The sequence below is a fragment of the Pseudomonas sp. 22072 genome (genome assembly GCF_052046095.1).
Taxonomy (GTDB): Bacteria; Pseudomonadota; Gammaproteobacteria; order Pseudomonadales; family Pseudomonadaceae; genus Aquipseudomonas; species Aquipseudomonas paracarnis.
The window spans coordinates 199,889-218,742 of the sequence record NZ_JBQEQE010000004.1; the positions used below are offsets into that span (position 1 = coordinate 199,889).

At 61.8% G+C, this 18,854-nt stretch carries 19 protein-coding genes; 6 read left to right on the forward strand and 13 right to left on the reverse strand.

The genetic code is table 11. From position 1 onward, the window contains the following. Positions 1 to 19 precede the first annotated feature (19 nt). The 5 genes from mrdA to ACTJLA_RS06070 form a co-directional block, all read right to left on the reverse strand. Complete coding sequence (mrdA, locus tag ACTJLA_RS06050) at positions 20 to 1,918, reverse strand: penicillin-binding protein 2 (RefSeq protein ID WP_034126905.1); 1,899 nt, start codon at positions 1,916 to 1,918, stop codon at positions 20 to 22. A gap of 15 nt (positions 1,919 to 1,933) precedes the next feature. Beyond that, complete coding sequence (rlmH, locus tag ACTJLA_RS06055) at positions 1,934 to 2,401, reverse strand: 23S rRNA (pseudouridine(1915)-N(3))-methyltransferase RlmH (RefSeq protein WP_003176297.1); 468 nt, start codon at positions 2,399 to 2,401, stop codon at positions 1,934 to 1,936. Between the two features lie 9 nt (positions 2,402 to 2,410). Beyond that, the gene (rsfS, locus tag ACTJLA_RS06060) at positions 2,411 to 2,905 is read right to left on the reverse strand and encodes a ribosome silencing factor (protein WP_003176298.1); all 495 of its coding nucleotides are present in this window, start codon (positions 2,903 to 2,905) and stop codon (positions 2,411 to 2,413) included. Positions 2,906 to 2,971: 66 nt separating this feature from the next. Then, a complete protein-coding gene (gene nadD / locus ACTJLA_RS06065) occupies positions 2,972 to 3,616 on the reverse strand; it encodes a nicotinate-nucleotide adenylyltransferase (protein WP_003194480.1) in 645 nt (214 codons plus the stop codon). Beyond that, positions 3,616 to 4,881: a glutamate-5-semialdehyde dehydrogenase gene (locus ACTJLA_RS06070; RefSeq protein ID WP_034126904.1), complete on the reverse strand. Its 1,266-nt coding sequence runs from the start codon at positions 4,879 to 4,881 to the stop codon at positions 3,616 to 3,618. The genes nadD and ACTJLA_RS06070 overlap by 1 nt, the downstream gene beginning before the upstream one ends. A gap of 175 nt (positions 4,882 to 5,056) precedes the next feature. On the opposite strand from ACTJLA_RS06070, the gene ACTJLA_RS06075 reads away from it, so the two are divergent. Both ACTJLA_RS06075 and ACTJLA_RS06080 read left to right on the forward strand, forming a co-directional pair. Beyond that, complete coding sequence (locus ACTJLA_RS06075; RefSeq protein WP_054918120.1) at positions 5,057 to 5,740, forward strand: DNA-3-methyladenine glycosylase; 684 nt, start codon at positions 5,057 to 5,059, stop codon at positions 5,738 to 5,740. A 156-nt stretch (positions 5,741 to 5,896) separates the two neighbouring features. Beyond that, a complete protein-coding gene (locus ACTJLA_RS06080; RefSeq protein ID WP_054918122.1) occupies positions 5,897 to 7,213 on the forward strand; it encodes a bifunctional DedA family/phosphatase PAP2 family protein in 1,317 nt (438 codons plus the stop codon). On the opposite strand, the gene ACTJLA_RS06085 is transcribed toward ACTJLA_RS06080, so the two are convergent. From ACTJLA_RS06085 to ACTJLA_RS06100, 4 genes are all read right to left on the reverse strand, one after another. Then, entirely contained in the window at positions 7,207 to 7,422 is a 216-nt protein-coding gene (locus ACTJLA_RS06085) for a hypothetical protein (RefSeq protein WP_003194488.1), read from the reverse strand. The two genes, ACTJLA_RS06080 and ACTJLA_RS06085, sit on opposite strands and share 7 nt — an antisense overlap. 100 nt (positions 7,423 to 7,522) lie before the next feature. Beyond that, positions 7,523 to 8,113, reverse strand: a complete 591-nt coding sequence (locus ACTJLA_RS06090; protein WP_054896191.1) for an LON peptidase substrate-binding domain-containing protein — start codon at positions 8,111 to 8,113, stop codon at positions 7,523 to 7,525. A 22-nt stretch (positions 8,114 to 8,135) separates the two neighbouring features. Next, complete coding sequence (locus tag ACTJLA_RS06095) at positions 8,136 to 8,852, reverse strand: LrgB family protein (RefSeq protein WP_034126899.1); 717 nt, start codon at positions 8,850 to 8,852, stop codon at positions 8,136 to 8,138. Then, positions 8,849 to 9,202: a CidA/LrgA family protein gene (locus ACTJLA_RS06100; protein ID WP_003194494.1), complete on the reverse strand. Its 354-nt coding sequence runs from the start codon at positions 9,200 to 9,202 to the stop codon at positions 8,849 to 8,851. Before ACTJLA_RS06100 ends, ACTJLA_RS06095 begins: the two co-directional genes overlap by 4 nt. A 182-nt stretch (positions 9,203 to 9,384) precedes the next feature. Here ACTJLA_RS06100 and ACTJLA_RS06105 point away from each other — a divergent pair, with 182 nt between their 5' ends. The 3 genes from ACTJLA_RS06105 (at position 9,385) to ACTJLA_RS06115 (ending at position 12,425) form a co-directional block, all read left to right on the forward strand. Beyond that, complete coding sequence (locus ACTJLA_RS06105; protein WP_003194496.1) at positions 9,385 to 9,840, forward strand: MaoC family dehydratase; 456 nt, start codon at positions 9,385 to 9,387, stop codon at positions 9,838 to 9,840. Between the two features lie 195 nt (positions 9,841 to 10,035). Beyond that, positions 10,036 to 11,754 (forward strand): C13 family peptidase, encoded by a 1,719-nt coding sequence (locus tag ACTJLA_RS06110; protein WP_054896193.1) that lies wholly within the window; start codon positions 10,036 to 10,038, stop codon positions 11,752 to 11,754. Positions 11,755 to 11,783: 29 nt separating this feature from the next. Further along, a complete protein-coding gene (locus tag ACTJLA_RS06115) occupies positions 11,784 to 12,425 on the forward strand; it encodes an oxidoreductase (RefSeq protein WP_014720096.1) in 642 nt (213 codons plus the stop codon). Between the two features lie 159 nt (positions 12,426 to 12,584). On the opposite strand, the gene ACTJLA_RS06120 is transcribed toward ACTJLA_RS06115, so the two are convergent. From ACTJLA_RS06120 to ACTJLA_RS06135, 4 genes are all read right to left on the reverse strand, one after another. Beyond that, positions 12,585 to 12,869 (reverse strand): YceK/YidQ family lipoprotein, encoded by a 285-nt coding sequence (locus ACTJLA_RS06120; RefSeq protein WP_003194502.1) that lies wholly within the window; start codon positions 12,867 to 12,869, stop codon positions 12,585 to 12,587. Next, a complete protein-coding gene (ubiX, locus tag ACTJLA_RS06125; RefSeq protein ID WP_032895136.1) occupies positions 12,862 to 13,491 on the reverse strand; it encodes a flavin prenyltransferase UbiX in 630 nt (209 codons plus the stop codon). Before ubiX ends, ACTJLA_RS06120 begins: the two co-directional genes overlap by 8 nt. Further along, positions 13,488 to 14,837: a UDP-N-acetylmuramate:L-alanyl-gamma-D-glutamyl-meso-diaminopimelate ligase gene (mpl, locus tag ACTJLA_RS06130; RefSeq protein WP_060764042.1), complete on the reverse strand. Its 1,350-nt coding sequence runs from the start codon at positions 14,835 to 14,837 to the stop codon at positions 13,488 to 13,490. The genes ubiX and mpl overlap by 4 nt, the downstream gene beginning before the upstream one ends. A 208-nt stretch (positions 14,838 to 15,045) precedes the next feature. After that, positions 15,046 to 16,956 carry a sigma-54-dependent Fis family transcriptional regulator gene (locus ACTJLA_RS06135; protein ID WP_440840821.1) on the reverse strand — a complete coding sequence of 637 codons (1,911 nt, stop codon included), beginning with the start codon at positions 16,954 to 16,956 and terminating at the stop codon, positions 15,046 to 15,048. A 272-nt stretch (positions 16,957 to 17,228) separates the two neighbouring features. Here ACTJLA_RS06135 and exaC point away from each other — a divergent pair, with 272 nt between their 5' ends. Further along, on the forward strand, positions 17,229 to 18,749 hold the full coding sequence (gene exaC / locus ACTJLA_RS06140) for an acetaldehyde dehydrogenase ExaC (RefSeq protein WP_440840823.1): 1,521 nt from the start codon (positions 17,229 to 17,231) through the stop codon (positions 18,747 to 18,749). Positions 18,750 to 18,854: the final 105 nt, after the last annotated feature.

Consider the following 18,854-nt stretch of genomic DNA (forward strand, 5'->3'; position numbering starts at 1 on the left):
GGAGAGGATGCGGTCAAAATTACTCTTCACGGGCCGTAACCTCGGGGCTTGAAGGGGGGCCGCCATACTCGGGCTTGAGCCGGCCATCGTCGGCCAGCAGCCAGGCGTCCATCACCTGGCGTACCACTGGGGCCGCGACGCCGGAGCCGGACTCGCCGTTCTCGACCATCACTGCCACCACGATTTTTGGGTCTTCCGCCGGGGCAAAGCCGACAAACAAGGCGTGGTCGCGGTGGCGCTCCTGCACCTTGGAGCGGTCATACTTTTCGCCTTGTTTGATCGCGACCACTTGGGCGGTACCACTTTTGCCGGCAATGCGGTATTGAGCGCCAATTGCCGCTTTGCGCGCAGTGCCGCGAGCGCCGTGCATCACCTGCTGCATGCCGTGGTTGACCTTGGCCCAATCGGACGGGTCACGCAGCACAATGTCAGGAATCGGATTGTCGTCCACCGGCTTTTCGCCTTCGATGGTCCTGGCCAGATGCGGTCGGTTCCACACGCCTTTGTTCGCCACCAGCGCCGTGGCCTGGGCCAGTTGCAGCGGAGTGGCCTGCATATAGCCCTGGCCGATACCCAGGATCAGGGTTTCGCCGGGGAACCACGCCTGGCGGCGGGTCGCACGCTTCCACTCCCGCGACGGCATCAGGCCGGGGGATTCTTCGAACATGTCCAGGGAGACTTTCTGACCGAGGCCGAACTTGCCCATGTAGGCAGACAGCCGATCAATTCCCAGTTTATGGGCCAGGTCGTAAAAATAGGTGTCGTTGGAGCGCATGATCGCGGTGTCCAGGTCGACATAGCCGTCACCGGAGCGGTTCCAGTTACGGTACTTGTGGTCGTAGTTGGGCAGCATGTAGTAGCCAGGGTCGTACACCCGGCTTGAGGCCGTGACCACGCCAGCATCCAGGCCGGCAATCGCCACCGCCGGCTTGATGGTCGAGCCCGGCGGGTACAGGCCGCGCAACACACGGTTGAACAGTGGCCGGTCGATGGAATCACGCAGCTCGGCGTAGGCCTTGAAGCTGATGCCAGTCACAAAGGGGTTGGGGTCGAAGCTGGGCTGGCTGACCATCGCCAGCACTTCGCCAGTCTTCGGGTCCAGCGCCACTACGGCACCCCGCCGACCGCCCAGAGCCATCTCGGCAGCTTCCTGCAACTTAATGTCCAGGCTCAGGACAATGTCCTTGCCCGGCACCGGATCGGTGCGCTTGAGCACGCGCAATACGCGACCACGCGCATTGGTCTCGACTTCCTCGTTACCTACCTGGCCATGCAACTCGGCCTCGTAGAAGCGCTCGATACCGGTTTTGCCGATGTGATGGGTGCCGCTGTAGTTGATCGGGTCGAGGGTTTTCAGCTCTTTCTCGTTGATCCGCCCCATGTAGCCAACGGAGTGGGCAAAGTGCGGCCCTTGCGGGTAATGCCGCACCAACTGCGCCACCACTTCCACACCCGGCAGGCGGAACTGGTTCACCGCAATACGGGCGATCTGCTCTTCGGTCAGCTCGAACAGGATCGGCACCGGCTCGAACGGCCGGCGCCCCTGCCGCATGCGCTTCTCGAAGACGGCCCGGTCTTCCGGCGTCAGTTGCAGCACCTCGACGATGACATCCAGGACCTGCTTCCAGTCGCCGGAGCGTTCACGGGTCATGCTCAGGCTGAAGCTGGGCCGGTTATCGGCAACCACTACGCCATTGCGGTCGAAAATCAGCCCACGGGTCGGGGGAATCGGCTGCACATGCACCCGGTTGTTTTCCGACAGCGTGGAGTGATAGTCGTACTGGATCACCTGGAGGAAATACAGCCGCGCAATCAGCACGCACATCAGCACCACCACCAAGACAGCACCGAACACCACCCGCGCGCGTACCAGACGTGCGTCTTTCTCGTGGTCCTTGATGCGGATCGGCTGGGTCATCGGGGGCGGCGCAGACTATTTGTGGTAAGGGTGCCCGGACAGGACTGTCCAGGCGCGATACAGCTGTTCACCGATCAGAATCCTTACCAACGGGTGTGGCAATGTCAGCGCCGACAGCGACCAACGCTGATCGGCCCGCGCACAGACTTCCGGCGCCAGCCCTTCCGGGCCGCCGACCATGAAATTGACCGTGCGCGAATCCAGGCGCCAGCGATCCAGTTCCACCGCCAGTTGCTCGGTGCTCCAGGGCTTGCCGTGCACTTCAAGGGTGACGATGCGCTCATTGGGGCCGACTTTGGCCAGCATGGCTTCGCCTTCCTGACGGATAAAGCGCGCCACGTCGGCGTTCTTGCCCCGGGTATTGAGCGGTATTTCCACCAGCTCAAGCGACAGCTCAGCGGGCAGACGCTTGGCATATTCGTGCCAGCCTTCTTCCACCCACTTGGGCATGCGTGAACCGACAGCGATCAGACGCAGGCGCACAGCCGTTCCTTATTCCTGGTCTTTGTTGAGCTTGTCGAAGTGCGCGTGGCCCACTTCCGGGCTGTGGTGCTTGCCATCGGCGGCACGGCTCTGCTCGGCGCCTTTCCACAGACGTTCCAGGTCGTAGAACTGGCGAGCATTGGAGGTCATCATGTGAACGATCACATCGTCCATGTCCAGTAGCACCCAGTCGCTGTCGCCCTTGCCTTCTTCACCCAGTGGCTTGACGCCCTGGGCTTTGACGGCTTCGCGAACCTTGTCCAGCATCGCGCCGATCTGGCGGTTGGAGGTACCGGTGGCGATGATCATGAAGTCGGTGATGCTCTGCTTGTCGCGCACGTCCAGCACCTGGATGTCCTGGGCTTTAACGTCTTCCAGGGCAGCCACGGCGACTTTCACCAGCTCTTCGCCAGCCAATTCCGGGCCGACATGGGCTTCAACCGGCAGCGGCGCGCTTTTGAAGGTGCCTTTGCGCTTAACTTTGCTTACGTCTTTGTTCGTCATATAAAACTCGTTTTGCTCGTATGTTCGGGCGCTTGCTGCACGATTCGTGCGTTCAAGCGCGCCTTTTCAGTTCGACGCACGGTAAAGCCCGTGCGCATCGATGTAGGCCAGGACCGCGTCAGGCACCAGGAAACGTACCGACTTCCCGCTGGCCAGCAGTTGACGGATCTGGGTGGCGGACACCGCAAGCGGGGTCTGCCAGACGAATGCAATATTCCCGTTCGGCCCGGTCAGGGCCAAGGGGTCACTTACCGACCGCGCGGCCAGCAGGTTGCGCAAGGCATCCGGCGGTTCGCTGTCGGCATCCGGGCGTTGCAAAACCAGGATGTGGCAATGCTGGAGGAGTTCCTCCCAGCGGTGCCAAGAGGGCAGGCCGCAAAATGCGTCCCAGCCCAAAAGCAGAAACAGTGGGTCATCCGCGGCCAATTCGGCGCGCATCAGCTCCAGGGTGTCGATAGTGTAGGACGGTTTATCGCGCTTGAGTTCGCGATCGTCCACCACCAGCGGCGATATACCTTCCACGGCAACACGCACCATTTCCAGGCGTTGCTCGGCGGCCACCTGCGGCGTGTCGCGATGGGGCGGCCGGAAATTGGGCAGCAGGCGCAGCTCATCCAGCGCAAGGGCATCCGCGACTTCGAGGGCACTGCGCAAATGGCCGATGTGCACGGGGTCGAAAGTACCGCCGAGCAGCCCGATGCGTTTAGTCATCAAGTGCGCACATGACCGTCGCCAAACACCACGTACTTCTCACTGGTCAGCCCTTCGAGGCCCACCGGGCCGCGTGCGTGGAGCTTGTCGGTGGAAATACCGATCTCAGCCCCCAGGCCGTACTCGAAGCCGTCGGCAAAACGCGTCGAGGCGTTGACCATCACCGAAGCGGAATCCACTTCGTTGAGGAAACGCCGGGCATCGCTGAAATGCTCGGAAACGATGGCGTCGGTGTGCTTGGAGCCATAGGTATTGATGTGTTCGATGGCCTGGTCCAGATCGTCGACGATGCGGATCGACAGGATCGGGGCCGTGTACTCGGTGTACCAGTCCTGCTCGGTCGCCTCGATGACGTCCGCACCCAGCAGCGCACGGGTGCGCTCGCAACCGCGCAGCTCTACCGATTTGTCACGGTAGATGGCGGCCAGCGGCGGCAGCACGCGCTCGGCAATGCCAGCGTGCACCAGCAGGGTTTCCATGGTGTTGCACGGCGCGTAGCGGTGGGTCTTGGCGTTGTCGGCAATGCGAATCGCCTTGTCGAGGTCGGCGGCGATGTCGATGAACACATGGCAGACGCCGTCCAGGTGCTTGATAACTGGCACCTTGGCATCGCGGCTGACGCGCTCGATCAGGCTCTTGCCACCCCGCGGCACGATCACGTCGACGAATTCCGGCATGGTGATCAGCGCGCCCACGGCAGCACGGTCGGTGGTTTCCACTACTTGCACCACTTCAGCCGGCAACTCGGCCACGGCCAGGCCCTGCTGGATGCAGGCGGCGATGGCGCGGTTGGAATTGATCGCTTCGGAACCGCCACGCAGGATAGTGGCGTTGCCAGACTTGAGGCACAGGCTCGCGGCGTCGATGGTCACGTTCGGACGCGACTCATAGATGATGCCGATCACGCCCAGGGGCACGCGCATCTTGCCCACCTGGATGCCGGACGGCAGGTAGCGCATGTCGCGAATTTCACCGATGGGGTCAGGCAGCTTGGCCACCTGACGCAGGCCTTCGATCATGTCGTCGATACGTGCCGGGGTCAGCGCCAGGCGGTCCAGCAGGGCTGGCTCCAGGCCGTTAGCGCGCCCATTGGCCAGGTCCAGCTCGTTGGCGGCGGTCAACTCGGAGCGCGAAGCATCCAGAGCATCCGCAGCCGCCAGCAGCGCACGGTTCTTCTGCGCGGTGCTCGCACGGGCGATCAACCGCGAGGCCTGCCGGGCAGCGCGACCCAGGCGGGTCATGTAGTCAAGAACGGACTCAGTCATGGTCAGGGAGTCTTGGCAAAGAGGAAAGCGGCAGATTATAGCTGTGACGCCGCCCGACTGACAGCGGTGAGGGGCGGATGGTCGAAATGAACTGTAAAAACCCCAGGTTCAGCCGTAATTAAGGTGAGAGTTGTTATGATTCGGTCACATTTAGCCGTATCAACCCTTGACCGCCATGCCCGACTTTCCCCCGCTGCTCCCCGCCAGCCCGCTGCCCGATAGCTTCTTCGACCGCGATGCCCAACTGCTTGCGCGTGAATTACTCGGAAAAGTCATTCGTCATCGTGTGGGCGATCTCTGGCTTTCGGCGCGAATTATTGAAACCGAAGCCTATTACGTGGCCGAAAAAGGCAGCCACGCCTCACTCGGCTACACAGAAAAGCGTAAGGCTTTGTTTCTGGATGGTGGCCATATCTACATGTACTACGCCCGTGGCGGTGATTCGTTGAACTTCAGCGCCCACGGCCCGGGCAATGCCGTGCTGATCAAATCGGCCTATCCCTGGGTCGACGAAATTTCCGGGGCGGCGAGCCTGGCGCAGATGCTGTTGAACAACCCCAATCCCGACGGCAGCCCACGCCCCTCGCAGAAGCTGTGTGCAGGCCAGACGCTGCTGTGCAAGGCACTGGGCCTGAAAGTGCCGATGTGGGATGCCAAGCGCTTCGATCAGGAACTGCTGTATGTCGAAGACGTGGGCCAGGTGCCCACGCAGATTATCCAGACCACGCGCCTGGGCATTCCCAGCGGGCGCGATGAGCACTTGATGTACCGTTTCGTCGATGCTGGCTATGCGCCTTATTGCACGCGGAACCCGCTGCGTCGGGGGCAGGTCGAAGGCCGGGATTATTTTTTGATTTAACGCGCGACACATCCCATGTGGCAGCTGGCTTGCCTGCGATAGCGGTGTGTCAGGCAACTTCAATGCTGGCCATGCCGCAGCCATCGCCGGCAAGCCAGCTCCCACAGTTGAATTTCACCGTCTCAAATTCTGTTTTGTATGCATGGAGTGGATTGTATGGGCCAATGGCTCGATAGCATCACCGGCTGGTTGACCCTCAACCCACAATGGCTGGCAGCGGCGGTGTTTATTGTCGCGTGTGTGGAATGCCTGGCGATTGCCGGGTTGATCGTGCCAGGCACGGTATTGCTGTTTGCAATCGCCGCGTTGGCTGGCAGCGGTGCGCTGCCTTTGAGTGAAACCCTGCTGCTGGGCTTCCTCGGCGGCTTATTGGGCGACGGCGTTTCCTATTACCTGGGCCGCCATTTCCATCAGAACATCCGGCGCCTGCCCGGCCTGCGCCAGCATCCTGAATGGATGAACGGCGCAGAAACCTACTTCCACAAGTACGGAATCGCCAGCTTGTTGGTCGGGCGCTTCATCGGCCCATTGCGTCCCATGCTGCCCATGGTCGCCGGCATGTGCGACATGCCCTTCCCGCGCTTTGCCGCTGTGAGCATCATTGCCGCAGCGGGTTGGACCGTGGCCTATCTGCTGCCGGGCTGGGCTGCCGGCGCCGCGTTCCGTCTGCCCTTGCCGGAAGGCTTCTGGCCGGAAGCGGCGATTATCGCGGCGTGCCTGGCGGTACTGCTGGGGATGAGTTTGAACAGCAGTTGGCGCGGGCATCGGCGCACCACCTTGTGGATTGGTTGCGCCAGCCTGGTGTTGTTGATCGCGCTGTTTATCGGCTACCCCCATCTCAATGACTTCGACCAGGGCCTGAGCGCACTGGTGCAGGAACATCGCAGCCCGTGGCTGGACGAGGTGATGGTGCGGGTCACCCAACTGGGTGAGTTCAAGAAGATGTTTTTCGCCAGCGCCGTGTTCACTGGCCTGTTGCTGTTGGCACGGCAGTGGCGCCACGCCGTATTTGTCGGCGCCACCCTCGCTGGCGCGGCAGTGATTAACACCGGCACCAAGCTGTTTTTCGCCCGTGGCCGCCCGGAAATCCTAACGGACCCGCTGACCAGCTTCAGCATGCCCAGCGGCCATGCCTCCGGGGCCTTTGCCTTCTTCCTGGCGCTCGCGGTATTGGCCGGTCGCGGCCAACCTACGCGGCTGCGCCTGACCTGGATGCTGCTGGGCTGCATTCCCGCGGCGTTCATTGCCTTGTCGCGGGTGTACCTGGGCGCCCATTGGCCCACGGACATCCTGGCCGGCACCTTGCTGGCAATGACCGTGTGTGCGTTCAGCCTGACGGCAATCGAGCACCGCAGCCCATTGCCAGCCATGTCGCAAAAAGCCTGGTGGCTGGTGCTGCCCGCCGTGGTCGCCGTGCTCGGTTTCATCGCCTTTACCGGCACGCCCCACGCCCTGCTCAGGTACGCCTATTGACCCTTGGCCGGGCCGATCCAGTCCACGGAGGCGCTGCGCCGTTCAACGCAACGTTCGCGGCGCTCCAGCAGCATCTCATCGGCCACTTCGGCGGCGCGCTCGGCGATGTACTCCGCGCCCCGCGTGGCTTCCTGCTGGAGTAATTGCGTGGTCACGCTGACAAAATAAGCGTCCCACGCGACTTGTTCCGAGGGGGTCAGCCGAATCATGGTTATCTCCGATCATTGTTGCGCGATCGGAAAATAGTGCAGGCGGCGCAGTGGAGGCGACCGAGCAAAGTCTGAAAGCTCTGTCAGGCAAATCCGAATCTCAGGTGAACAGCTCGCCCTGCAATTCATCGAGCAACAGCTGGATCGCATCCAGGCGTTGCCCTGGGTCGTCCAGTTGCAGCAAGTCGATCTTGTCGGCCTCGTTAAATGGAAGCAGATAGGCCAACTGATTGCTCAGGGCTTGCTGGCCTTCGGCCTGGCCGCCCATGTCCAGCGAGGCAACCATCGGGTGTTCGGCCAAGGCCTCAAGCAACGCCAGCAAGTCCGCGTCCTCTTCGCCCAGCGGCTGGTCCGGCAATTCTTGCAGCCATTGCACATCGGCCACCAGCAACTGGTCTTTCTGCACGCCGGCCTCACGCACGCGGAAACGACGGCCACCTTCGACGCGAATGCCCAGCAGGCCGTTGTCCTGCTGTTTGAAGTCACGAATCAGCGCCTCACAACCGACAAGCGCATAACCGTCAGGGGCCGTGCCCACTTCCGAGCCATCCAGGATGCACACCACACCAAAGCCTTCGCCCTTTTTCATGCAACGGCCGATCATGTCCAGGTAGCGCGCCTCAAATATCTGCAAGTCGAGGGTGCAGCCCGGGAACAGCACAGTGTTGAGGGGGAATAGCGCCAGACTCATAACGGCTTCCTTAAAACCTGGGTTAAACAATGACCGACACCGCCAACGGCAGGAACACCGCCGTGGCCACGCCCATCAAACTCATGGCCAGCGCCGCGAAGGCGCCGCATTCTTCGCTTTCCTGCAGGGCCACCGAGGTGCCGACAGCGTGGGCGGTCATGCCCAGGGCCATGCCGCGCGCTTCGGGGCTGCGTACACCCAGGCGCGACAAGAGCGCTGGACCGATCATCGCGCCGACCACCCCAGTGATCAATACAAACACCGCCGCCAAGGCCGCCACGCCGCCGATCTGTTCGGCCACCAGCATGGCAATCGGCGAGGTGACCGACTTGGGCGCCATGGTCATCAGCACCCTGTGCTCGGCCCCGAACCACCATCCCAACGCCACACAAAGGCCGGTAGCCAATACTCCGCCTACCACCAGCGTAGTAAATATCGGCCAGAACAATTGGCGAATCCGTCGCAGGTTCAGATAAAGCGGCACCGCCAGGGCCACGGTCGCAGGCCCCAGCAGGATGCCCATGATCTCGGTGCTCTTGCGGTATTCGGCGTAGCTCAGCCCGCAGGTGAGCAGCACGCCGATCACCAGCAACATCGACACCAGCACCGGCTGCAGGAAGATCCAGCGGGTTTTCTCGAACCCCGCCAGCACCAGCTGATAGGCACCCAGGGTGATACCGATACCGAACAGCGGGTGATGAATGACCGCCGTCCAGGCGCCCTGCCAGTCGAGGATCATTGGTCCTTCTCCTTGCGCTTGACCATCTGCTGCATCAGCACACCGACAAAGCCCATGGCGATCACCAGCGACAACACCAACGCCCCGACGATGGCCCAGAAATCCGCCACGATGTCCTTGGCATACACCATCACTCCCACGGCCGGCGGCACCAGCAGCAGTGGCAGGTAACGCAACAGGCTGCCGGCCGCCAGGCTCAGGGGCTCGCCGACTTCACCGCGCCAGACCAGAAAGCCCAGCATCAGCAACAAGCCGATGATCGGCCCCGGCAGTACCGGCACCAGTAAATGATTGATCGCCGTGCCGATCAGTTGAAACAGCACCAGCCAGGTCAGGCCACGTAACAGCATCCCGCTCTCCCCCTCAAAACTCGCGCGCATTATAAGCATGCCCGCCCTATGCTCCGGCATTCGCCAAAAGCATGTTGGGTTGACCAGGCTGATTGCCCATGATGATCTACATTGGTTCTCTGTAACCCATAAAAACGCCCCTTATCAACGGGCACATAAGTGATGAACCAAGGAGAGACGCAATGCCCTATGTACCCGTAGCGCAGCTCAAAGATTACGTCGGCAAGGAACTGGGACGTTCCGAATGGCTCACCATCGACCAGGCGCGTATCAACCTGTTCGCGGAAGCCACCGGCGATCATCAGTTCATCCACGTCGACCCGGTCAAGGCGGCGCAAACCCCGTTCGGCAGCACCATCGCCCACGGGTTCCTGTCACTGTCGCTGATGCCCAAGCTGATGGAAGACATCCTGATCATGCCCGAAGGCTTGAAGATGGCCGTCAACTACGGCCTGGACAGCGTGCGCTTTATCCAGCCGGTGAAAGTAAACTCCAAGGTGCGGCTGAACGTCACCCTCACTGACGTCACCGAGAAAAAACCGGGCCAATGGCTGTTCAAGGCCACCGCCACCCTGGAAATCGAAGGTCAGGAGAAGCCGGCCTATATTGCCGAGTCGCTGTCACTCTGCTTCGTATGATCGCCACACCCCCACTGTAGGAGCGAGCTTGCTCGCGAAGGTCGTCAGCGATAACGCGTGCTTGCTGAACAAATGCGGCGCCTGTGAGTTTTCGCGGGCAAGCCCGCTCCTACAGGTGATGGATCCTGCGCATAGACCACTAGGTTCGGCACCCCGGCTACGGCATACTCGGCGCTCAATTATCCGGATCCCGCTATGCGCCCACTCGCTCCCCTTGCCCTTGCCCTGTTGCTCACCGCTTGCGGAGACGGCGAATCGCTGTTGCCGCCCGATGCGCGCTTGCCCGATGGCGGCCGCTACCGTGGCGATGTGGTCAACGGTTTGCTGCAAGGCCAAGGCCGTGTGGACTACCCCAATGGCAGTTGGTACGCCGGCCAGTTCGACAAAGGCCAGTGGCACGGCCAGGGCGAATGGCATGGCAGCAATGGCGAAGTCTATAAAGGTGAATTCAAGCAGGGCCTGTTTGACGGCCAGGGTAGCCTGACCACCTCGGGCAGCAGCTACGTGGGCGGTTTCAAGAACGGCCGACGCAACGGCGAAGGCACCCTCAAAGAAGGGCAGATGACTTATCGCGGCGAATTCCAGGACGACCAGTACTCAGGCCTCGGCCGCCTGGAACTGGCCGACGGCAGTCAGTACCAGGGCCAGTTCGCCCACGGCAAGCCCAATGGCGAAGGCCAGCGCAATGACGACAGCGGCAACCAGTTCAGCGGCCGCTTTGTCGATGGACAACTGGAAGGCAATGGCACTTTCAATAGCGCCGAAGGCGATATCTATGTCGGCCAATTCAAGCAGAACCAGCTCAACGGTAAAGGCCGCTACGAGAACGCCGACGGTGATGTGTGGATCGGCCAGTTCAAGGAAGGCGCGCTGACCGGCAAAGGCGAATTGATCGGGGTCGATGGCAGCCACTATGTCGGCCAGTTCAGTGACTGGCGCTTTACCGGCGAAGGGCGCCTGAACCTCACCGATGGCAGTTTCTATATCGGTGGCTTCGACAGCGACAACTATCAAGGCCGTGGCACCCTGGTACTCACCGACGGCACCGTGCAGTCCGGCACCTGGGTCAACGGCCTGCGCGTGCGCGACGCCGAGGGCAAGCTGCTGCCGGACCCTCTGGAGACCGGCATACTGGCTCAAGGCCGCTTGCTCGATGACGCCCTGGCGACAGTGCCCGCGTCCACTCCGGCCGTCGAGCTATACACGTTGGTGCTGGCGGGCGACGGCAAGCAAAGCGTGTTCCTGCGCGAGGCCGATTACGTCAGCAACCTGCTCGCCACCCGCTTCGGCGCGCGCGGGCAGGTGCGCCTGGTCAACCACCGCGACCATATCGCCGACCGCCCCCTGGCCACCCGCGAAAGCCTGCGCCGCTCGGTGCAAACCCTGGCCGAACGGACCGGACCGGAAGACCTGGTGTTCATTTACATGACCAGCCATGGCACCCATGAGCATGAGCTGGTGCTCGACCAACCGCGCATGGAACTGGCCGACCTGCCCGCCGACGAGCTGGCCGCCGTGCTCGCACCGCTGAAAAACCGCGACAAGGTCATCGTGATCTCCGCGTGTTACTCCGGCGGTTTCATACCGGCGCTCAAAGATGAGCGCACCCTGATCATGACCGCCTCCCGTGCAGACCGCGTGTCATTCGGCTGCTCGGAAGAAGCAGACTTCACCTACTTCGGTGATGCCCTTTTCGCACAAGCTTTCAACCAGACGGATGATTTGCAACACGCCTTCAAACTGGCGCAACTGCACGTGGCCGAACGCGAACAGGCGGACAACTTCGAAGCCTCCGAACCGCAGATCTGGGCCCCTAAAGGCGTGATCGCCCATTGGCAATTATTACGTAAACAGCAGGCACGAAAGGCGCTCGAAAGCGTCTCAATGAATAGCAAGGAAGCCAAAGGCAACTAAGCTGTAACGTGTAACAAGGGGGAAACACCATGTACCTGACACCGCAGCATATCTTGCTGGCCGGGGCTTCCGGCCTCACTGGCGAACACCTGCTCGACCGCCTGCTCAACGAACCCACCGTGACCCGCGTGCTGGCACCGAGCCGCAAACCATTGGCTGAACATCCACGCCTGGAAAACCCGGTGGGCGACCCGGCGGTGTTCCTGCCGCAACTGAGCGGCCGCGTGGATATTGCCTTCTGCTGCCTGGGCACCACGATCAAAAAGGCCGGCTCGGAAGCGGCGTTCCGTGCGGTCGACCTGGACATGGTGGTGGCCTTCGCCAAGCGCGCACGGGAACTGGGCGCGCGGCATCTGATCGTGATTAGTGCGATTGGCGCCGACCCGAAATCCTCGGTGTTCTACAACCGGGTCAAGGGGGAAATGGAACTGGCGCTGAGAGCGCAAGACTGGCCGCAGTTGACCATCGTACGTCCATCGCTGCTGCTGGGGGAGCGGTTGGAACCGCGCCTGGCCGAGCAGTTGGCCGGGCCGCTGTCACGGCTGATTCCCGGTAAGTACCACGGTATTGAAGTCTGCGAACTGGCCCGCGCCATGTGGCGCCTGGCGCTGGAAGAACAGGATGGCGTGCGGGTGGTGGAATCGGACGAGTTGCGCAAGCTCGGTAAGTAATGCTGCAGCGCTTGTACTGATCGCTCCCACGCTCTGCGTGGGAACGCCGGTTATGACGCTCTGCGTCATGCTTGGGACGCGGAGCGTCCCCGACTGCATTCCCACGCGGAGCGTGGGAACGATCCAATCCAACGCGCGTGGGAACGATCCACATCCTATCTACAGGCCGCCCGTGGCGTTGAAGCCAACCCCCAGCACCGTCAACACCGACAGTGGCAACAATAAGGTATCGAGCAACGCGCTGGCCGGCAGGTCGAGATGGGGATAGCTCGGGGCCTCGGCACCAAAGCGGTCCTTGGCGCAGCAGCCGCCATTGATCGCGTACAGATCCAGGCGTGTGCCGGCATACACCACCGGGGCGCCCGGTTGCGCGGCATCCAGAGTACGCGCGGTGGCACAGCCGGTGAGTTGCAGCGCCATCAATAGCAGCAGTGCTTTATTCATCGCCGCCCAGATGGTGCTCGCCCCAACGCGGCAGCATGTCCTGGGGAATGTTCAACAGGTTGAGAATGCGCGCCACCACAAAGTCCACCAGGTCATCGATGGTCTGTGGCTGGTGATAGAAACCAGGCGACGCGGGCAGGATGGTCACGCCCATGTTCGACAACTTGAGCATGTGCTCCAGGTGAATGCTCGAATACGGCGCTTCGCGCGGCACCAGGATCAACTGGCGGCGCTCCTTCAAGGTCACGTCCGCCGCCCTTTCGATCAGGTTGTTGCAGGCGCCTGTGGCAATCGCCGACAAGGTGCCGGTGGAACACGGCACCACCACCATCGCCGCTGGCGCACCGGAGCCTGAGGCTACCGGCGACATCCAGTCCTCTTTGCCGTAAACCTTGATCTGCCCCGCCGCTGCGCCGGTGTACTCGGTGAGGAATGCCTGCATCATCTGCACCTTGGAAGGGAGCGCGACATCGGTCTCAGTCGCCAGCACCAATTGCGCCGCCTTGGAGATCAGAAAATGCACCTCACGGTCTTCACGCACCAGGCAGTCGAGCAGGCGCAAGCCGTAGGGCGCACCGGATGCGCCGGTCATCGCCAGTGTGATGCGTTCCGGCCCGCTCATTTCAGTGCCTCGGCCAGCTTGCCGTGCAGGCCGCCAAAGCCACCGTTGCTCATGACCACCACGTGGGTGCCGGGCTGGGCCAAGGATTTCACATGCTCAATGATGCCTTCCAACGAATCGCAGACTGTGGAGGGCACGGTGCATAGCGCAGCAATCGCGGGCAAATCCCAGCCGAGGTTGGCCGGCGCATACCACACCACCTGGTCGGCATCGTTGACGCTCTCGGGCAGGCCATCACGGTGCGCGCCCAGCTTCATGGAGTTGGAGCGCGGCTCGACGATGGCAATGATCTGCGCATCGCCGACGCGCTTGCGCAGGCCATCCAGGGTTGTGGCAATTGCGGTCGGGTGGTGGGCAAAGTCGTCGTAGATGGTAATTCCATTTACTTCAGCGACTTTCTCCATGCGCCGCTTCACACTCTTGAACGCGCTCAAGGCGGCAATGCCCATGGCTGGCACCACGCCAACATGCCGAGCGGCAGCCAGGCTCACCAAAGCGTTGGCCACGTTGTGTTGGCCGGTCATGCCCCAATCGACGATGCCTTGGGGCTGGCCTTCGAACAGCACTTCAAACCGCGAACCGTCTTCGCTGAGCAACCTCGCCTGCCACTGCCCGTCCGCGCCGGTAGTTTGCACCGGGGTCCAGCAGCCCATGTCGATCACACGCTGCAACGCAGGCTCGGTGGTGGGATGAATAACAAGGCCCTCACTTGGGATAGTGCGCACCAAGTGGTGGAACTGGCGCTCAATCGCCGGCAGATCGGGGAAGATATCCGCGTGATCGAACTCAAGGTTATTCAGGATCGCTGTGCGTGGGCGGTAATGGACGAACTTGGAGCGCTTGTCGAAAAAGGCGCTGTCGTATTCATCGGCCTCGATCACAAAAAACGGGGTCTGGCCCAGGCGCGCCGATACCGAGAAGTTCTGCGGCACACCGCCAATCAGGAAACCCGGGCTCATGCCTGCATGCTCCAGCACCCAGGCCAGCATGCTGCTGGTGGTGGTCTTGCCGTGAGTGCCCGCCACTGCCAGGACCCAACGGCCCTGCAGCACATGGTCCGCCAGCCACTGGGGGCCGGAGACGTAAGGCAAGCCTTTGTTCAGTACGTATTCCACCGCCGGGTTGCCGCGAGACATGGCGTTGCCGATGACGACCAGGTCCGGCACCGGGTCGAATTGCGAAGGGTCGTAACCTTGGGTCAGCTCAATCCCTTGCGCCTGTAGCTGCGTGCTCATGGGTGGATAAACATTGGCATCGGAGCCTGTTACGTGATGGCCCAGCTCTTTGGCCAGAACCGCCATCGAACCCATGAACGTACCGCAGATACCCAGAATATGAATGTGCATAGTCGACCTCGTAAACATCGAGGCAGGTTAGCGTAGGGTGGGAAAGTTCGCACGCTTTAGCTGAGCACGAAACGCTCGCCGGTAGGATCCGGCACAAGGAAGGTCTTAAACCGCGCTGCCGGCGTTTTTAAGCTCAGCGGCTTTCAAGGTAGAGCGTGAGACAAAAAACGAGCGGTTCGCAATAACCAGGTTACTCCGACAGCGCCCCTTACTGCATGGCGTCCCGTGAAATGCCATGTTTGCGTAACTTGCGGTACAGCGTATTGCGACTGACCCCCAACTGTTCAGCCACATGGCTCATATGCCAGCGCTGCTGCGCCAACGCGTTGAGCAATGCCTGGCGCTCGGCGTTCTCCAGCGGCGAGACGCATGGCGCATCCACCCTCGCCCCTTGCGGCTGCGCTTGGCGAATCAGTGCCGGCAAGTCTTCAAGACCGACTCGCCCGCCCTCACAGAGCGCCACTACCGTGCGCAACACCGTACGCAACTGCCGCAGGTTGCCGGGCCAGTGGAATGCCAACAGAGCCTGGCGCGCAGGCTCGTCCAGCATCACCTGCTCGGTGCCCGCTTCCTGGGCCAGGAGGAAGTCCAACAGTTGCGACTTGTCACTGCGTTCGCGCAACGGCGGCAGGGCCACTTCCAAGCCGTTCAAGCGGTAATACAGGTCTTCGCGAAAGCTGCCATCGGCCACGCGCTCCAGCAAATTTCGGTGCGTGGCGCTGATGATGCGCACGTTCACCGCTTGAGGTTCGCCGCCGATAGGCACCACCAGGCGATCCTCCAGCACCCGTAACAGGCGGGTTTGCAACGCCAGTGGCATGTCGCCGATTTCGTCGAGAAACAGCGTGCCGCCGTCGGCCTGTTGCAGTTTGCCGCGCATGCCTTCTTTAAGGGCGCCGGTGAAACTGCCGGCGCGATAGCCAAACAGTTCGCTCTCGATCAGGTTTTCTGGAATCGCCGCACAGTTCAGCGCAACAAAGGCCTTATCGCCCCGCTGGCTGCCCTGATGCACGGCCTTGGCGAAAGCTTCTTTACCGCAGCCGGTTTCGCCGTTGATCAGCAAGGGCACGTCGCGCTCGAACACTCGCGAGGCTTTGCGTAGCTCATTTTGCAACGCCGGGTCGCCCACGCAGATACCCAAAGGCCGTGGCGCCTGCGGCTTGATGATGGGTACAGGCACACTGCGCGGCTGGCCTCGCAGCGCTGCAAACAAAGGCCGGCCATCGCGGGTGCACAGCGGCCAACTGGCCGTGGCATTCGCGCTGGCCCGCCCCAGCAACTGATCCAGGGAGCAGTCGAAAAATGCTTCCACCGGCTGGCCCACCAAGCCGCCGCGTAGCTGCCCCAACAGGTTCAGAGCGCTCTGGTTGACCGCACAAATGCGCCCTTCACCATCGAACGCCAGCAAGCCTTCGCTGAATAACCCGACCGACTCGGCCTGCAGGTGAAAACGCAGCAGCCAGTGGTGTTCGAAGTGGCGCAGGAAGTAGCAACTTTCGATCATCTTGGCCGACAGGTTCACCAGCGCCATGGTGTGGAACTGGCTCTGGCGCGACACGGCTTCGCGGGCCGAGGACACATCCAGCACCGCCAGCAATTCACCATGAGGGTCGAACACCGGGCTGGCCGAACAGGTCAGCCCGGTATGACGGCCGCGAAAATGCTCGTCACGGTGGATCGTCAACGACTGCCGTTCCACCAGGCAGGTGCCGATACCGTTGGTGCCTTCGCAGGCTTCGCTCCAGTCAGCGCCCAGCCATAAGCCGGCGCGCTCGAAGATCTTGCGCTCGGACGGCGCGGTGACACAGTTGAGGATCACCCCACGCGCATCGGTGAGCAGCACCGCATGACCGGCGCCGGAGAGTTGCTGGTGCAGGCTGTTCATTTCGCTGCCGGCGATGTGCAGCACTTGGCGCAGGCGTTCGCGACTTTCCAGCAGGCGCCCGTGCTCGAGCACGGTGGGCGCGATGGTCAGCGCCGGGTCGAGGTGGTAATCCTCCACGCAGCGCAGCCAGGAACGGGCGATGGACGGGTCGCTGCCAGGCCCTTGGGAAAGCTCTTGGCCACGGGTGACGGTCAAGACTTGCTGGGCATGGCGACTGAAATGATCGTTATGCATATTCTTATTATTCTCCCTGCGTGAGAACGCCCAGCATCCCCCAGCCATCCGGCCATTGCAATCCCGGCCCGACCCACCGGTCACAGGCTGTATCGTTTATGGCACAAACTGTCACCTTGCCTGTATCACTCCCGTCACGGCAAAGCCTTGCAACAAAGCCCAACCTCTTGATTCTGCTGGCCCGCACGGCGATGGCCCGACCTTTGCTCTACGCTTTATAACGCGCTCGCAGCGCTGTACTCCAATAAACATAAAAGCAGGAGATGCCCACCATGCGTTATGCACACCCCGGTACCGAAGGCGCCATCGTTTCGTTCAAGGCCAAATACGGCAACTACATCGGCGGCGAATTCGTGGCGCCGGTCGATGGCAACTATTTCTCCAACACCTCGCCGGTCAACGGCAAGCCCATCGCCGACTTCCCGCGCTCCACTGCCAAAGACATCGACAAAGCACTGGACGCCGCCCACGCAGCCGCAGACGCCTGGGGCAAAACCAGCGCCCAGGACCGCTCGCTGGTACTGCTGAAAATCGCCGACCGTATCGAGCAAAACCTCGAACTGCTGGCCATCACCGAAACCTGGGACAACGGCAAGGCCGTGCGTGAAACCCTCAACGCCGACATCCCCCTGGCCGCCGACCACTTCCGCTACTTCGCTGGCTGCATCCGCGCCCAGGAAGGCAGCAGCGCGGAAATCAACGAACTCACCGCCGCCTACCACTTCCACGAACCGCTGGGTGTGGTTGGCCAGATCATCCCGTGGAACTTCCCGCTGCTGATGGCCGCGTGGAAACTCGCACCGGCCCTGGCCGCCGGTAACTGCGTGGTGCTCAAGCCAGCCGAGCAAACGCCGCTGGGCATCAGCGTGCTGATGGAGCTGATCGGCGACTTGCTGCCACCGGGCGTGCTGAACGTGGTGCACGGTTTCGGCAAGGAAGCTGGCGAAGCCCTTGCCACCAGCAAGCGCATCGCCAAGATCGCCTTTACCGGTTCAACGCCTGTGGGCTCGCACATCATGCATGCCGCGGCCGAGAACATCATTCCGTCCACGGTCGAGCTGGGCGGCAAGTCGCCGAACGTCTTCTTCGCCGACATCATGAAAGCGGAACCTGCATTTATCGAAAAAGCCGCCGAAGGCCTGGTGCTGGCGTTCTTCAACCAGGGCGAAGTGTGCACCTGCCCTTCCCGCGCTCTGGTGGAAGAGTCGATCTACGACGACTTCATGAAAGTGGTGATGAAGAAGGTCGAGTCGATCAAGCGTGGTGACCCGCTGGACACCGACACCATGGTCGGCGCCCAAGCGTCCGAGCAGCAGTTCGACAAGATCCTGTCCTACCTGGAAATCGCCAAGGGCGAAGGCGCGCAATTGCTCACCGGCGGCAAGGTCGAGAAGCTCACGGGCGACCTGGCCACCGGCTATTACATCCAGCCGACCCTGCTCAAGGGCACCAACGACATGCGTGTGTTCCAGGAAGAAATCTTCGGCCCGGTGGTAAGCATCACCACTTTCAAGGATGAAGCCGAAGCCCTGGCGATTGCCAACGACACCGAGTTCGGCCTGGGCGCCGGCCTGTGGACCCGCGACATCAACCGCGCCTACCGCATGGGCCGGGCGATCAAGGCCGGCCGCGTGTGGACCAACTGCTACCACCTGTACCCGGCGCATGCCGCGTTTGGCGGTTACAAGAAGTCTGGCGTGGGCCGTGAAACCCACAAGATGATGTTGGATCACTACCAGCAGACCAAGAACTTGCTGGTGAGCTACGACATTAATCCGTTGGGTTTTTTCTAACCCCACTGAAGCAACAACCGTCACTGTAGGAGCGAGCTTGCTCGCGAAGAACGTTAACGATAACGCGAGCAGCCTGACTCCCCGAGGCGCTCGCAAGTTTTTCGC

Bases quoted from the DNA above. Each gene is read 5' to 3' on its own strand.
- ACTJLA_RS06070 (WP_034126904.1), bottom strand. From the start codon at position 4,881: ATGACTGAGTCCGTTCTTGACTACATGACCCGCCTGGGTCGCGCTGCC.
- nadD (WP_003194480.1), bottom strand. From the start codon at position 3,616: ATGACTAAACGCATCGGGCTGCTCGGCGGTACTTTCGACCCCGTGCAC.
- mpl (WP_060764042.1), bottom strand. From the start codon at position 14,837: ATGCACATTCATATTCTGGGTATCTGCGGTACGTTCATGGGTTCGATG.
- ACTJLA_RS06105 (WP_003194496.1), top strand. From the start codon at position 9,385: ATGCCCTATGTACCCGTAGCGCAGCTCAAAGATTACGTCGGCAAGGAA.
- ACTJLA_RS06135 (WP_440840821.1), bottom strand. From the start codon at position 16,956: ATGCATAACGATCATTTCAGTCGCCATGCCCAGCAAGTCTTGACCGTC.
- exaC (WP_440840823.1), top strand. From the start codon at position 17,229: ATGCGTTATGCACACCCCGGTACCGAAGGCGCCATCGTTTCGTTCAAG.
- rsfS (WP_003176298.1), bottom strand. From the start codon at position 2,905: ATGACGAACAAAGACGTAAGCAAAGTTAAGCGCAAAGGCACCTTCAAA.
- ACTJLA_RS06100 (WP_003194494.1), bottom strand. From the start codon at position 9,202: ATGCTGTTACGTGGCCTGACCTGGCTGGTGCTGTTTCAACTGATCGGC.
- ACTJLA_RS06095 (WP_034126899.1), bottom strand. From the start codon at position 8,852: ATGATCCTCGACTGGCAGGGCGCCTGGACGGCGGTCATTCATCACCCG.
- ACTJLA_RS06120 (WP_003194502.1), bottom strand. From the start codon at position 12,869: ATGAATAAAGCACTGCTGCTATTGATGGCGCTGCAACTCACCGGCTGT.
- ACTJLA_RS06075 (WP_054918120.1), top strand. From the start codon at position 5,057: ATGCCCGACTTTCCCCCGCTGCTCCCCGCCAGCCCGCTGCCCGATAGC.
- ACTJLA_RS06090 (WP_054896191.1), bottom strand. From the start codon at position 8,113: ATGAGTCTGGCGCTATTCCCCCTCAACACTGTGCTGTTCCCGGGCTGC.
- ACTJLA_RS06080 (WP_054918122.1), top strand. From the start codon at position 5,897: ATGGGCCAATGGCTCGATAGCATCACCGGCTGGTTGACCCTCAACCCA.
- ubiX (WP_032895136.1), bottom strand. From the start codon at position 13,491: ATGAGCGGGCCGGAACGCATCACACTGGCGATGACCGGCGCATCCGGT.
- mrdA (WP_034126905.1), bottom strand. From the start codon at position 1,918: ATGACCCAGCCGATCCGCATCAAGGACCACGAGAAAGACGCACGTCTG.
- ACTJLA_RS06085 (WP_003194488.1), bottom strand. From the start codon at position 7,422: ATGATTCGGCTGACCCCCTCGGAACAAGTCGCGTGGGACGCTTATTTT.
- ACTJLA_RS06115 (WP_014720096.1), top strand. From the start codon at position 11,784: ATGTACCTGACACCGCAGCATATCTTGCTGGCCGGGGCTTCCGGCCTC.
- ACTJLA_RS06110 (WP_054896193.1), top strand. From the start codon at position 10,036: ATGCGCCCACTCGCTCCCCTTGCCCTTGCCCTGTTGCTCACCGCTTGC.